Raw genomic sequence first — 14,129 nt, forward strand, 5'->3', positions numbered from 1 at the left:
ACCTTCACACGTCATCCCGCTTTTTTACAATCTGCGTCTGCTCCAGCCTTGATCTACGGGAGGTCTCTTGACTAAGCCAGCCCTTACGCCAGCCATTTTGGCTCTTGCCGATGGCAGCATCTTTCGCGGCGAATCCATCGGCGCCGATGGGCAAACCATTGGTGAGGTGGTGTTCAATACCGCCATGACCGGCTATCAGGAAATCCTCACCGATCCTTCCTACGCCAAGCAGATCGTTACGCTCACCTATCCTCACGTTGGCAATACCGGCACGACGCCGGAAGACGCCGAATCCTGGAAGGTCTGGGCCGCCGGCCTGGTGATCCGCGACCTGCCGCTGATCTCCAGCAACTGGCGCGACAAGCAACCCCTGCCTGACTACCTCAAGGCCAACGGCACCGTTGCCATCGCCGGCATCGACACCCGTCGCCTGACCCGTATCCTGCGCGAGAAGGGTGCGCAGAACGGCTGCATCCTGGCTGGTGCTGACGCGACCGAAGAGAAAGCGCTGGAGCTGGCGCGCAGCTTTCCCGGCCTCAAGGGCATGGATCTGGCGAAGGAAGTCAGCGTCAAGGAGCGTTACGAGTGGCGCTCCAGCGTCTGGTGCCTGAAGGACGACGCGCATGCCGAGATCCCGGCCAGCGAGCTGCCCTATCACGTCGTCGCCTTCGATTACGGCGTGAAGTACAACATCCTGCGCATGCTGGTCGCCCGCGGTTGCCGCGTCACCGTACTGCCGGCGCAGACGCCTGCCAGCGAAGCCCTGGCGCTCAATCCGGACGGCATCTTCCTGGCCAACGGCCCGGGTGACCCCGAGCCGTGCGACTACGCGATCAAGGCGATTCAGCAGGTGCTCGAAACCGACATCCCGGTATTCGGTATCTGCCTTGGCCACCAGCTGCTGGCTCTGGCCTCCGGTGCCAAGACTGTGAAGATGCCCAACGGTCACCACGGCGCGAACCATCCGGTACAGGATCTGAAGACCGGTGTGGTGATGATTACCAGTCAGAACCATGGCTTTGCCGTGGACGAGGCGAGCCTGCCGGCCAATGTGCGCGCGACGCACAAGTCGCTGTTCGACGGTACTCTGCAGGGTATCGAACGCACCGACAAGGCTGCCTTCAGCTTCCAGGGCCACCCGGAAGCAAGTCCTGGCCCGCACGACGTCGCGCCGCTGTTCGACCGTTTCATCGAAGCCATGGCCAAGCGCCGCTAAGCCTGCCGACTGACCAAAGGATTCGAGAGTAAGAAAATGCCAAAACGTACAGATATCAAAAGCATCCTCATCCTCGGCGCCGGCCCCATCGTCATTGGCCAGGCCTGCGAGTTCGATTACTCCGGTGCCCAGGCTTGCAAGGCGCTGAAGGAGGAAGGCTTTCGCGTCATCCTGGTGAACTCCAACCCGGCCACCATCATGACCGACCCGTCGATGGCCGATGCCACCTACATCGAGCCGATCAAGTGGGCCACCGTCGCCAAGATCATCGAGAAGGAGCGTCCGGATGCGCTGCTGCCGACCATGGGTGGCCAGACCGCGCTGAATTGTGCGCTGGACCTGGAAAAGCATGGGGTACTGGCGAAGTTCGGCGTTGAAATGATTGGCGCCAATGCCGACACCATCGACAAGGCCGAGGATCGTTCGCGCTTCGACAAGGCAATGAAGGACATCGGGCTGGCCTGTCCGGTATCCGGCATCGCCCACAACATGGAAGAAGCCTACGGCGTCCTCGACAAGGTCGGCTTCCCTTGCATCATCCGTCCATCGTTCACCATGGGCGGCACCGGCGGCGGCATCGCCTACAACCGTGAAGAGTTCGAGGAGATCTGCGCTCGCGGCCTCGATCTGTCTCCGACCAGCGAGCTGCTGATCGACGAGTCGCTGATCGGCTGGAAGGAGTACGAGATGGAGGTGGTCCGCGACAAGAAGGACAACTGCATCATCGTCTGCTCCATCGAAAACTTCGATCCGATGGGCGTGCATACCGGCGACTCCATCACCGTCGCCCCTGCGCAGACCCTGACCGACAAGGAATACCAGATCCTGCGTAATGCCTCCTTGGCAGTGCTGCGCGAGATCGGCGTGGAAACCGGCGGCTCCAACGTGCAGTTCGGCATCTGCCCGAACACCGGGCGCATGGTGGTGATCGAGATGAACCCGCGGGTGTCGCGTTCCTCGGCACTGGCTTCCAAGGCCACGGGCTTCCCGATCGCCAAGATCGCGGCGAAGCTGGCTGTGGGTTACACCCTCGACGAGCTGTCCAACGACATCACCGGTGGTCGCACCCCGGCATCGTTCGAGCCGGCCATCGATTACGTCGTTACCAAGATCCCGCGCTTCGCCTTCGAGAAATTCCCCAAGGCCGACGCGCGTCTGACCACCCAGATGAAGTCGGTCGGTGAGGTGATGGCCATCGGTCGCACTTTCCAGGAGTCCATGCAGAAAGCGCTGCGTGGTCTGGAAGTTGGTGCTACCGGTTTCGATCCGAAGCTGAATCTGGCTGATGCCGAAGCTGAAAGCACCCTCAAGCGCGAGCTGACCGTGCCGGGCGCCGATCGCATCTGGTTCGTTGCCGACGCCTTCCGTGCCGGCAAGACGGTTGCCGAGGTGTTCGAGCTGACCCGGATTGACGAGTGGTTCCTGGTGCAGATCGAGGATCTGGTCAAGGACGAGGAGCACGTCAAGACGCTGGGTCTATCCAGCATCGACCGTGATCTGATGTACAAGCTCAAGCGCAAGGGTTTCTCCGATGCACGTCTGGCCAAGCTGCTGGGCGTCACCGAGAAGAACCTGCGCAGCCACCGCCACAAGCTCAAGGTGCTGCCGGTCTACAAGCGCGTCGACACCTGCGCCGCCGAGTTCGCCACCGACACGGCTTACATGTACTCGACCTACGAGGAAGAGTGCGAGGCCAACCCGTCGAGCCGCGAGAAGATCATGATCCTCGGCGGCGGCCCCAACCGTATCGGTCAGGGCATCGAGTTCGACTATTGCTGTGTGCACGCCGCGCTGGCCATGCGTGAAGACGGGTACGAGACCATCATGGTCAATTGCAACCCGGAAACAGTCTCCACCGATTACGACACATCGGATCGCCTGTACTTCGAGCCGGTAACCCTGGAAGACGTGCTGGAGATCGTCCGCGTCGAGCAGCCCAAGGGCGTGATCGTGCAGTACGGCGGCCAGACCCCGCTGAAAATCTGCCGTGCGCTGGAAGAAGCGGGCGTGCCGATCATCGGTACCAGTCCGGATGCGATCGACCGCGCCGAAGACCGCGAGCGTTTCCAGCAGATGGTGCAGCGCCTGAATCTGCGTCAGCCGCAGAACGCCACCGCGCGCAGCGAAGAGGAAGCCATTGCTGCCTCCAAGGCGATCGGTTATCCGCTGGTGGTGCGCCCGTCCTACGTGCTGGGCGGCCGTGCGATGGAAATCGTCTACGAGGAAGAAGAGCTCAAGCGCTACATGCGTGAAGCAGTCCAGGTGTCCAACGACAGCCCGGTGCTGCTGGATCACTTCCTCAACTGCGCCATCGAGGTCGATATCGACGCCGTGTGCGACGGCACCGACGTTGTCATCGGCGGCATCATGCAGCACATCGAACAGGCAGGTGTTCACTCCGGCGACTCGGCGTGTTCGTTGCCGGCCTACTCGCTGCCGCAGCACATTCAGGACGAGATTCGCGATCAGGTGCGCAAGATGGCACTGGAGCTCGATGTAATCGGCCTGATGAACGTACAGATGGCTGTGCAGGGCGAAGACATCTACGTGCTTGAGGTCAACCCGCGTGCTTCGCGTACCGTGCCATTCGTCTCCAAGTGCATCGGCGAATCGCTGGCCAAGGTCGCAGCGCGCGTGATGGCGGGCAAGACCCTCAAGGAAATTGGTTTCACTCGCGAAATCATTCCGTCCTACTACAGCGTCAAGGAGGCGGTATTCCCGTTCGCCAAGTTCCCAGGCGTCGATACCATCCTTGGCCCGGAAATGAAGTCCACCGGTGAGGTGATGGGTGTCGGCGACAGCTTCGCTGAAGCATTCGCCAAGGCTCAGCTGGGTGCCAGCGAAATCCTGCCGACATCAGGCTGCGCGTTCCTCAGCGTGCGCGAAGACGACAAGCCTTACGTCGAACAGGTTGCCCGTGATCTGGTCGGCCTCGGTTTCGAGGTCGTCGCAACGGCCGGAACTGCGCGCATCATCGAGGCCGCAGGGCTGCCGGTGCGCCGCGTGAACAAGGTGACCGAAGGCCGTCCTCACGTAGTCGACATGATCAAAAATGACGAGGTCACCTTGGTCATCAACACCACCGAGGGGCGTCAGTCCATCGCGGATTCCTATTCCATTCGTCGCAACGCCCTGCAGCACAAGATCTGCATCACCACCACCATCGCGGGTGGTCAGGCGATCTGTGAGGCGCTCAAGTTTGGTCCCGAGAAGACCGTGCGCCGGCTGCAGGATCTCCATGCAGGAATCAAGGCATGACAAAATTCCCAATGACCATCCAGGGCGCCCGGGCCCTGGAAGACGAACTCAAGCATCTGAAGACCGTTTTGCGTCCGCAGATCACCCAGGCGATCGCCGAGGCGCGCGAGCTGGGCGATCTCAAGGAGAACGCCGAGTATCACGCTGCGCGTGAGCAGCAGGGTATGGTCGAGGCGCGTATCCGCGACATCGAGGGACGTCTGCAGAACGCTCAGGTCATCGACATCGCCAACATCACGCCCACCGGCAAAGTGATTTTCGGCACGACCGTGGATATCGCCAACGTCGAGACTGACGAGCAGGTGACCTATCAGATCGTCGGTGACGACGAGGCCGATATCAAGCAGGGCAAGCTGTCGGTCAGTTCGCCGATTGCACGCGCGCTGATCGGTAAGGAAGAAGGCGACGTTGTGGCCGTCAAGACGCCCAGTGGGCTGATCGAGTACGAGATTGTCGAGGTTCGTCATATCTGATCGGCAGCCCGCGCGGGCCGGCATCATTACATGGCAGCTGACCCAGACGTTCTGGGTTGGCGGCCTGTGGCTGTTGCAGTTCATGGTCTTGCCGGCGCTTGGGCGTATCGGCCTGGCGCCGTTGCTGGTCGAGGAAATCGCCGGCAGCCTGAAGCCTTTGCTCGTAGGCTTCGCTGCGTTCTGTAGTGCGCTACAGGCGCTGGTGCTGGTTCAGGTGACGGGGCTGCGCGGCTTGTGGCGCGATGTGCGGGGGCAGCTGTTGCTGGCGGTGGTGGTGCTTGCGGGCAGCCAATTGCTGATGCAGGCCGGCTGGTTCGAATCCCTCTACTGGGCAAGCTTCAGCTATCTGGTCATGGCGCTGTGCGGATTGATGCTGGTCTTGCAGCCGGCTCCGGGGCGCGAGCTCTGACGTGTGCGGCAGGCCCGGCCTGCCGCAGCGATCTCAAGCCTGGAAGCGGTGAATGTTGGACAGTTGCTTGTTCGGTTTCGGATTCTTGCGGTACACCAGTGCCATCTTGCCGATTACCTGCACCAGCTCGCACTTCGCGATCTTGCACAGCTCTTCCATTAGGGCGCGGCGGTCCTCGCGCTCGGTGATACGGAACTGGATCTTGATCAGTTCGTGATCGTTCAGGGCTCGCTCGAGCTCGGCTTGAACGCCTTCGGTCAATCCGTTCTCGGCCACGATCAGAACCGGCTTCAGGTGATGGCCGATGGATTTGTACTGTTTCTTTTGCTCGTTGGTGAGCGGCATATTTCGACCCTTGCGTCAGAAGCCTTGAAAATGGCGGCTAGTGTACCCGACAGGTTAAAGGCCGCCCAGCGCAGGCATCGGCCGGGCACATTCAAGCGTCAGCAGAAGTTGCCTGGTGCAGCGTATGGTTTGCTTTCGCCGCCGCGCATATGCGAGACGGGGCGTGCACGGCGCATTCATTGGCCTTGTGATTTCCAGCATGGCCCCAATATCGCTGTAAGGATACTTCAGTGCTGTGGTGCCTGAGGACTCGGAGCCATTGGTCCCTATTCGTGAAGGCGGACCGCAGTACGCGTCAATTCCGGTAGTGGTTTTGCAGCGGATGCGTTGCATGCGGTGCAGAACGCCAGGTTTGGCGGTCTATCGGACAGGCTTCAGTCGAATGGACGGCCGCGCAGGACAAGGGCTACGCTGTTTCATAGGGTTACAGACCGACTGCCAGTTCCAGTACGTTGTGTAGTAAGTTAGGCCGAGCAACCAATCGGCCGTCATGCGGCCCGCAGACAACGGGTTTGCTCCAGAGGGTAGTTAATTTGAACGACATGGCAAAAAACCTGATTCTGTGGCTGATCATCGCCGCCGTCCTGGTCACGGTGATGAACAACTTTTCCAGCCCGAGCGAGCCGCAGACGCTGAACTATTCGGACTTCCTCGAGCAGGTCAAGGAAGGGCGCGTCGAGCGCGTTACGGTCGATGGCTTCGTCATCATCGGTAAGCGAAGCGAAGGCGATACCTTCAAAACCATCCGTCCTGCGATTCAGGACAATGGTCTGATTGGTGATTTGCTCGACAACAATGTGCTGATCGAAGGCAAGCAGCCTGAGCAACAGAGCATCTGGACTCAGTTGCTGGTAGCGAGCTTCCCGATTCTCGTGATCATCGCCGTGTTCATGTTCTTCATGCGCCAGATGCAGGGCGGTGCCGGTGGAAAGGGTGGACCGATGAGCTTCGGCAAGAGCAAGGCACGCCTGCTCTCGGAAGATCAGGTCAAGACCACTTTTGCTGACGTTGCCGGCTGCGATGAAGCAAAAGAAGAAGTCCATGAGCTGGTCGAATTTCTGCGCGACCCGGGCAAATTCCAGCGGCTCGGTGGGCGTATCCCGCGCGGCGTGCTGATGGTCGGTCCGCCCGGTACGGGTAAGACGCTTCTGGCCAAGGCCATTGCGGGCGAGGCCAAAGTGCCGTTCTTCACTATCTCCGGCTCGGACTTCGTCGAGATGTTCGTCGGTGTGGGTGCGAGCCGTGTCCGGGATATGTTCGAGCAGGCTAAGAAACACGCTCCATGCATCATCTTCATCGACGAGATCGATGCGGTCGGCCGTCATCGTGGAGCCGGTCTCGGCGGTGGGCACGATGAGCGTGAGCAGACCCTGAACCAGCTGCTGGTGGAGATGGATGGCTTCGAGATGAACGACGGCATCATCGTCATCGCTGCAACCAACCGTCCTGATGTTCTGGACCCGGCACTCTTGCGCCCCGGTCGTTTCGATCGGCAGGTGGTGGTCGGTCTGCCGGATATTCGTGGTCGCGAGCAGATTCTCAAGGTACACATGCGCAAGGTGCCGGTAGGCGAAAACGTCGAGCCGGCGGTGATTGCCCGTGGTACGCCAGGCTTCTCCGGTGCCGATCTGGCCAACCTGGTGAACGAGGCATCATTGTTCGCTGCGCGCTCCAACAAGCGCATCGTGGAAATGCGCGAGTTCGAACTGGCCAAGGACAAGATCATGATGGGCGCCGAGCGCAAATCCATGGTCATGTCCGAGAAGGAAAAGCTCAATACGGCTTATCACGAGGCGGGTCACGCCATCGTCGGTCGTGTGGTGCCTGAGCATGACCCGGTATACAAGGTTTCCATCATCCCCCGTGGGCGGGCGCTGGGGGTCACCATGTTCCTGCCGGAAGAGGATCGCTACAGCCTGTCGAAGCGCGCGCTGATCAGTCAGATATGTTCGCTGTTCGGTGGCCGGATCGCTGAGGAGATGACGCTGGGTTTCGAAGGCGTCACCACCGGTGCCTCGAACGACATCATGCGTGCCACGCAGTTGGCGCGGAACATGGTCACCAAGTGGGGATTGTCGGAGAAGCTCGGGCCTTTGATGTATGCCGAAGAGGAAGGCGAGGTCTTTCTCGGTCGTAGCGCCGGCAGCCAGCACTCCAACGTCTCTGGAGAAACGGCCAGGCTGATCGATGAGGAGGTACGCAGCATCATCGATCATTGCTATGGCACGGCCAAACAGATCCTGACCGACAACCGGGACAAGCTGGACATGATGGCTGAGGCACTGATGAAGTACGAAACCATCGATGCGCCGCAGATCGACGACATCATGGCTGGGCGTACGCCGCGTGAGCCGCGTGATTGGGAAGGCGGATCGGGAGCTTCCGGCACGCCGGTCGTTCCAGATGACAGTCGTCCGCAAACGCCTATTGGCGGGCCGGCTGGCGAGCACTGACATCGCTGGTCCTGCGGCTTTCCGCTCGCAGAAGTAATGGCTGTAACCAGAAGGGGCGCATAGGCGCCCCTTCTGGTGTAAATTGTTCACCCCCGTTGTGCCATGGTGGTGCAGTCGGATGGACGCTCGCTTAGAGGGTCCGGCCTGAACGCTCAAGGCTTGTGAATGATCGATTCGTTATCTCCCTCTCGGCTGGTGTGTGGCGGCCGAGTTCTTGATCTGTCCCGTCCACATGTGATGGGAATTCTCAATGTCACCCCCGATTCCTTTTCCGATGGTGGGCGCTTCGCCGACCGCGATGCCGCTCTTCGGCACGCAGAGGCCATGGCTGCTGCCGGAGCTACGCTGATCGACGTTGGAGGTGAGTCCACCCGGCCAGGCGCTCGCGCCGTGTCTCCGACCGAGGAATTGGAACGGGTTGCGCCAATCGTTGAGGTCGTCGCTCGCGAACTGGACGTGGTGGTTTCGGTGGATACCTCCACTCCGGCGGTCATTCGCGAATGCGCTCGTCTGGGTGCGGGTTTGATCAATGACGTGCGCTCGTTGCAGCGCGATGGTGCGCTGGATGCAGCTGCTGCCACCGGTTTGCCGGTCTGCCTGATGCACATGCGGGGTGAGCCGGGGGATATGCAGGTCGACCCGCGTTACGAAGACGTCACTGCCGAGGTTTGCTCATTTCTCGAACAGCGAATGGCGGCCTGCGTCGGCGTTGGTATCCCGCACGAGCGGATAGTTCTTGACCCCGGATTTGGGTTTGCCAAGACGCTGAACCATAACCTCGTGCTGTTTCGGCATCTGGAGGCGCTTCACCGCCTCGGTCGCCCCTTGCTGGTCGGCGTGTCCCGCAAAAGCATGGTGGGGGCGGTTTTGGGGCGTCCGGTTGATGAGCGCTTGTATGGCAGTCTGGCGCTTGCTGCGCTGGCAGTGAGCAAGGGCGCTCGAATAGTTCGCGTTCACGATGTCGCCGAGACGGTTGATGTAGTTCGAATGATTGCTGCAGTGCAGACGGCGGAATAGGGAAGACACCATGACTAGAAAGTATTTCGGCACCGATGGTATCCGTGGACATGTCGGGCAGGCTCCGATCACTCCGGACTTCATGCTCAAGTTGGGATGGGCAGCCGGCATGGCCTTTCGCAAGCAGGGAAAGTGCCGGATTCTTATCGGCAAGGACACGCGCATCTCGGGCTACATGTTCGAGTCAGCATTGCAGGCGGGCTTGTCGGCGGCTGGCGCAGACGTACTGCTGCTGGGACCAATGCCGACACCCGCAGTCGCCTATCTGACGCGTACCTTTCATGCTGAGGCGGGCATCGTGATCAGTGCCTCGCACAATCCGCATCACGATAACGGAATCAAGTTCTTTTCCGGCCGCGGCACCAAACTTCCTGATGAAGTTGAGCTGATGATCGAGGAGTTGATCGATGCGCCGATGACCGTGGTCGAGTCGGCACAGCTTGGCAAGGCGTCTCGCATCAACGATGCGGCGGGCCGTTATATCGAATTCTGCAAGAGCAGCGTGCCGACCAGCACCGACTTCTCCGGGTTGAAGCTGGTGATCGACTGCGCGCATGGCGCAACCTACAAGGTTGCGCCCAGCGTGTTCCGTGAACTGGGCGCCGAAGTGGTCGTGATAGGTGCGCAGCCGGACGGTTTGAACATCAATGCCGACGTCGGCTCCACTCATGTCGGGCAGCTGCAGAAAGCGGTTGTCGATCATGGTGCGGACCTTGGTATCGCCTTCGATGGTGACGGCGATCGGGTGATGATGGTCGATCACACTGGCGCCGTGGTGGATGGCGATGAGTTGCTTTATATCATCGCAACCGATCTGCAAGAGCGTGATCGGCTGTCCGGTGGTGTAGTTGGCACGTTGATGAGTAACCTCGGGCTCGAGCTAGCTCTCAAGGCGCGGGACATCCCGTTCACTCGGGCCAGGGTCGGCGATCGCTATGTAATTGCGGAGATGCTCGATCGCGGCTGGGCGCTGGGTGGCGAGAATTCCGGCCATATCGTCTGTGCGCAGCACACTACTACGGGTGATGCGATTATTGCGGCTTTGCAGGTGGTGCTGGCGCTACGTCGGCGCGGGCAAACGCTCGCCCAGGAGCGGCTGGCGTGGCACAAATGCCCTCAGGTGTTGATCAATGTGCGTTTCACCGGCGATCGGGATCCCATCTCCCATCCGAGCGTGCAGGCTGCCTGTGACAGTGTTACCGAACGTATGGCGGGGCGAGGTAGGGTGCTCCTGCGCAAGTCGGGGACCGAGCCGCTGGTGCGGGTGATGGTCGAAGGCGATGACGAAAGTCAGGTGCGGGGTATGGCAGAAGAGCTCGCCAGGATCGTTGCTGAAGTTTGTGCGTAATCGCGCTTGCCAGGGCCTTTTCTGTTGAGTAACATCTGCGCCCACTTTGACCGATGAGGTAAAGCATGCGTCGCCCCATGGTAGCTGGTAACTGGAAGATGAACGGTACCCGCGCTAGCGTCGCAGAGCTAATCGAGTCTCTCCGTGTGCAGGCGTTGCCTGTAAGTGTCGAGATCGCGGTGTTCCCCTCCTGTCTGCATGTCGCTCAGGTTCTGGGTGGTGTCGATGACAAGCATGTTGCTGTTGGCGCCCAGGATTGTGCGGCGCAGAACGGCTTCGGGGCGCTGACCGGTGAAGTGTCGGCCGAGCAGTTTGCTGAGGTTGGGTGTGAGTGGGTGCTGGTTGGTCACTCGGAGCGTCGCCTGGTTTTGGGTGAGACGGATGAGGTGGTCAGCCGCAAGTTTTTGGCGGCGCAGGTAGGAGGTTTGAAGCCTGTGCTGTGTTTGGGTGAAACGCTCGAGGAGCGTGAGGCTGGTAGGACGCTGGAAGTGGTCGGTCGCCAATTGGCGCAAGTGCTGGATGATCACGGTATTGCAGCGTTCGAGTCGGCGGTCATTGCTTACGAGCCTGTATGGGCGATTGGTAGTGGCTTGACCGCAACCCCCGAGCAGGCCCAGGAAGTACATGCTGCCATACGCGAGCAGCTGTCGCGTCAAGATCGCCAAGTCGCCGAGGGCGTTAGGCTTTTGTACGGCGGTAGCGTCAAGGCGGACAATGCCGCTGAGCTGTTCTCGATGGCGGATATTGACGGGGGGCTGGTTGGTGGGGCCTCTCTGAAAGCGAATGAATTTGGTGCGATCTGTCGCGCCGCGGGGAACTGATCAGATGTTGCAGACTGTCGTGATTGTGGTGCATCTGCTGGTTGCTCTAGGTGTTGTTGCGCTGGTGCTTCTGCAGCAGGGCAAGGGTGCGGATGCTGGTGCTTCTTTTGGTTCGGGTGCTTCGGCAACTGTTTTCGGAAGCCAAGGTTCTGCTACCTTTTTGAGTCGTCTTACTGCTATACTCGCCGGCGTTTTTTTCGTGACTAGTCTCGGTTTGGCGTTCTTCGCGAAGCAGCAGGCTGATCAGTTGTCTCAGGCGGGGTTGCCGGATCCGGCTGTGCTGGAAGTTCCGGTCAGTAAGCCGGCGGTAGAAGATGTGCCTGTGCTCGAGCAGCGCAAGCCGGCAGATGCTGCTAGTGATCTGCCTGAGGTAGAAAAAGGGCAATAAGGTTTTTGCCGAGGTGGTGGAATTGGTAGACACGCTACCTTGAGGTGGTAGTGGCCATAGGCTGTAGGGGTTCGAGTCCCCTCCTCGGTACCAAACAAGCAGGCCCGCCTAGTGCGGGCTTTCTTGTGTTTTAAGGGTTTTAAGTTGACCTGTATTAGGCGCGAGTCGTATAATTCGTGCCCAGTTTGACGCGGGGTGGAGCAGTCTGGTAGCTCGTCGGGCTCATAACCCGAAGGTCGTTGGTTCAAATCCAGCCCCCGCAACCAGTCAATAAAGAGCCCCTGTACAGGGGCTTTTTATTAGCTTGAGGCCAGGTCGCCGGCATTTACAGGCGGTCAAAGGGATGGGCGTTTCGCCCATTTTTCATTTGTACAGCATGCGCGAGGGACTTCGATGTCGAGCAAGCTAGAACAGTTGCAGGCCTTGTTGGCCCCGGTGGTTGAGGCGCTTGGCTATCAGTGCTGGGGTATTGAGTTCATTTCCCAGGGGCGGCATTCACTGCTGCGAGTCTATATCGACCATGCCGACGGCATCCTCATCGACGACTGCGAGAAGGTTAGCCGTCAATTGAGTGGTGTGCTCGACGTGGAAGATCCGATCAGCGTGGACTACACCCTTGAGGTTTCTTCTCCCGGTATGGATCGGCCCCTGTTCACCATTGAGCAGTACACCGCCCATGTCGGTGACCAGGTAAAAATAAAGCTGCGCTCGCCCTTCGAGGGCAGGCGCAATTTCCAGGGTCTTCTCCGTGGGGTGGAAGAGCAGGATGTCGTGGTGCTGGTCGATGATCATGAATACCTGCTGCCGATCGACATGATCGATAAGGCCAACATCATTCCCCGTTTTGACTGAGAACGGTTCCCGCGGACCCAATGGATTGCGAAAGGCGAGGCGTACGATGAGCAAAGAAGTACTGCTGGTTGTGGAGTCGGTGTCCAATGAAAAGGGCGTACCGGCTAGTGTGATTTTCGAAGCGCTGGAGCTGGCCTTGGCCACGGCTACCAAGAAGCGTTACGAAGACGAAGTTGATCTGCGTGTAGAAATCAATCGCCAGAACGGCAGTTACGAAACGTTCCGTCGCTGGACCGTGGTCGATGATGAGCATTTCGATGATCCAGCCCATCAGCTGGCTCTGGATCAGGCTCAGGAACGCAATCCTGACGCCAAGCTCGGTGATGTGTTCGAAGAGAAGATCGAGTCGATCGAATTCGGGCGTATCGCCGCGCAGACCGCCAAGCAGGTGATCGTGCAGAAGGTCCGCGAGGCCGAACGTGCGCAGGTGGTAGAAGCCTACCGCGATCGTCTGGGCGAGATCATTTCCGGTACGGTCAAAAAAGTTACCCGCGACAGCGTAATCGTCGATCTTGGCAACAACGCTGAAGCATTGCTTGCCCGAGAAGACATCATCGCGCGTGAGACCTTCCGCGTCGGTGCCCGTGTTCGCGCGCTGCTCAAGGAAATCCGCACCGAGAATCGTGGGCCGCAGCTGATTCTGTCGCGTACCGCGCCGCAGATGCTGATCGAGCTGTTCCGTATCGAAGTGCCAGAAATCGCCGAAGGCCTGATCGAAGTCATGGGCGCCTCGCGTGACCCGGGCTCGCGGGCAAAGATCGCCGTTCGCTCCAAGGACAAGCGCATCGATCCGCAGGGCGCCTGCATCGGTATGCGCGGTTCCCGCGTACAGGCAGTCTCGGGCGAAATTGGTGGTGAGCGAGTGGATATCGTCCTTTGGGACGAGAACCCCGCGCAGCTGGTCATCAACGCGATGGCGCCTGCTGAAGTTGCGGCGATCATCGTCGACGAAGATGCCCATGCGATGGATATCGCAGTCGCCGAAGACAACCTGGCGCAAGCGATCGGCCGTGGCGGTCAGAACGTGCGCCTGGCCAGTCAACTGACTGGTTGGACGCTCAATGTCATGACCGAAGCGGACATCCAGGCCAAGCAGCAGGAAGAAACTGGCGACATCCTGCGTAACTTCATCGACGAACTTGACGTTGACGAAGAGCTGGCGCAGGTGCTGGTTGAAGAGGGCTTCACCTCCCTCGAAGAGATTGCCTATGTCCCCATGGAGGAAATGCTTGGCATCGAAGGCTTCGACGAAGACATCGTCAATGAGCTGCGTACGCGGGCCAAAGATCGCCTGCTGACCAAGGCCATCGCCAACGAGGAGAAGCTTGCGGATGCTCAGCCGGCTGAAGATCTGCTGGCACTCGATGGTATGGATAAAGAACTGGCGGTCGAGTTGGCCGTGCGGGGAGTCATCACCCGCGAAGACCTGGCCGAGCAGTCGATAGACGATCTGCTCGACATAGACGGCATCGATGAAGAGCGTGCCGGCAAGCTGATCATGGCCGCCCGAGCCCATTGGTTCGAGTAAGTAATTAGCGGCCTGAGGAGA

12 protein-coding genes and 2 tRNA genes are annotated in these 14,129 nt (G+C 59.8%); 13 read left to right on the top strand and 1 reads right to left on the bottom strand.

Going from position 1 to position 14,129, the window contains the following annotated elements; translation table 11 throughout:
- The first annotated feature begins 67 nt into the window (after positions 1-67).
- Genes carA through EA798_RS03995 form a run of 4 tightly spaced genes read left to right on the top strand, consistent with a single transcriptional unit; the run spans position 68 to position 5,356 of the window.
- The gene (gene carA / locus EA798_RS03980; protein WP_122098116.1) at positions 68-1,216 is read left to right on the top strand and encodes a glutamine-hydrolyzing carbamoyl-phosphate synthase small subunit; all 1,149 of its coding nucleotides are present in this window, start codon (positions 68-70) and stop codon (positions 1,214-1,216) included.
- Between the two features lie 36 nt (positions 1,217-1,252).
- Entirely contained in the window at positions 1,253-4,474 is a 3,222-nt protein-coding gene (gene carB / locus EA798_RS03985; RefSeq protein ID WP_122098117.1) for a carbamoyl-phosphate synthase large subunit, read from the top strand.
- On the top strand, positions 4,471-4,947 hold the full coding sequence (gene greA / locus EA798_RS03990) for a transcription elongation factor GreA (RefSeq protein WP_015275879.1): 477 nt from the start codon (positions 4,471-4,473) through the stop codon (positions 4,945-4,947). The genes carB and greA overlap by 4 nt, the downstream gene beginning before the upstream one ends.
- A complete protein-coding gene (locus tag EA798_RS03995; protein ID WP_122098118.1) occupies positions 4,925-5,356 on the top strand; it encodes a DUF4149 domain-containing protein in 432 nt (143 codons plus the stop codon). The genes greA and EA798_RS03995 overlap by 23 nt, the downstream gene beginning before the upstream one ends.
- A 33-nt stretch (positions 5,357-5,389) precedes the next feature.
- On the opposite strand, the gene yhbY is transcribed toward EA798_RS03995, so the two are convergent.
- The gene (yhbY, locus tag EA798_RS04000; protein ID WP_122098119.1) at positions 5,390-5,701 is read right to left on the bottom strand and encodes a ribosome assembly RNA-binding protein YhbY; all 312 of its coding nucleotides are present in this window, start codon (positions 5,699-5,701) and stop codon (positions 5,390-5,392) included.
- A 542-nt stretch (positions 5,702-6,243) separates the two neighbouring features.
- On the opposite strand from yhbY, the gene ftsH reads away from it, so the two are divergent.
- The 9 genes from ftsH to nusA all read left to right on the top strand — a co-directional run bounded on the left by ftsH (position 6,244) and on the right by nusA (position 14,108).
- Positions 6,244-8,154 carry an ATP-dependent zinc metalloprotease FtsH gene (gene ftsH, locus EA798_RS04005; protein WP_106157725.1) on the top strand — a complete coding sequence of 637 codons (1,911 nt, stop codon included), beginning with the start codon at positions 6,244-6,246 and terminating at the stop codon, positions 8,152-8,154.
- Between the two features lie 165 nt (positions 8,155-8,319).
- Positions 8,320-9,171 carry a dihydropteroate synthase gene (gene folP, locus EA798_RS04010; protein WP_122098120.1) on the top strand — a complete coding sequence of 284 codons (852 nt, stop codon included), beginning with the start codon at positions 8,320-8,322 and terminating at the stop codon, positions 9,169-9,171.
- Positions 9,172-9,181: 10 nt separating this feature from the next.
- Entirely contained in the window at positions 9,182-10,519 is a 1,338-nt protein-coding gene (glmM, locus tag EA798_RS04015) for a phosphoglucosamine mutase (protein ID WP_122098121.1), read from the top strand.
- Positions 10,520-10,584: 65 nt separating this feature from the next.
- Entirely contained in the window at positions 10,585-11,340 is a 756-nt protein-coding gene (tpiA, locus tag EA798_RS04020) for a triose-phosphate isomerase (RefSeq protein WP_122098122.1), read from the top strand.
- Positions 11,341-11,344: 4 nt separating this feature from the next.
- On the top strand, positions 11,345-11,728 hold the full coding sequence (secG, locus tag EA798_RS04025; RefSeq protein ID WP_106157729.1) for a preprotein translocase subunit SecG: 384 nt from the start codon (positions 11,345-11,347) through the stop codon (positions 11,726-11,728).
- A gap of 7 nt (positions 11,729-11,735) precedes the next feature.
- Positions 11,736-11,821 (top strand) — tRNA-Leu (locus EA798_RS04030).
- A 96-nt stretch (positions 11,822-11,917) separates the two neighbouring features.
- Positions 11,918-11,994, top strand: a tRNA-Met gene (locus EA798_RS04035).
- A gap of 127 nt (positions 11,995-12,121) precedes the next feature.
- A complete protein-coding gene (gene rimP, locus EA798_RS04040; protein ID WP_015275886.1) occupies positions 12,122-12,580 on the top strand; it encodes a ribosome maturation factor RimP in 459 nt (152 codons plus the stop codon).
- Positions 12,581-12,626: 46 nt separating this feature from the next.
- Positions 12,627-14,108 carry a transcription termination factor NusA gene (gene nusA, locus EA798_RS04045; protein WP_015275887.1) on the top strand — a complete coding sequence of 494 codons (1,482 nt, stop codon included), beginning with the start codon at positions 12,627-12,629 and terminating at the stop codon, positions 14,106-14,108.
- The last annotated feature ends 21 nt before the right edge of the window (positions 14,109-14,129 follow it).

The organism is Pseudomonas songnenensis (genome assembly GCF_003696315.1).
GTDB classification, from domain to species: Bacteria; Pseudomonadota; Gammaproteobacteria; order Pseudomonadales; family Pseudomonadaceae; genus Stutzerimonas; species Stutzerimonas songnenensis.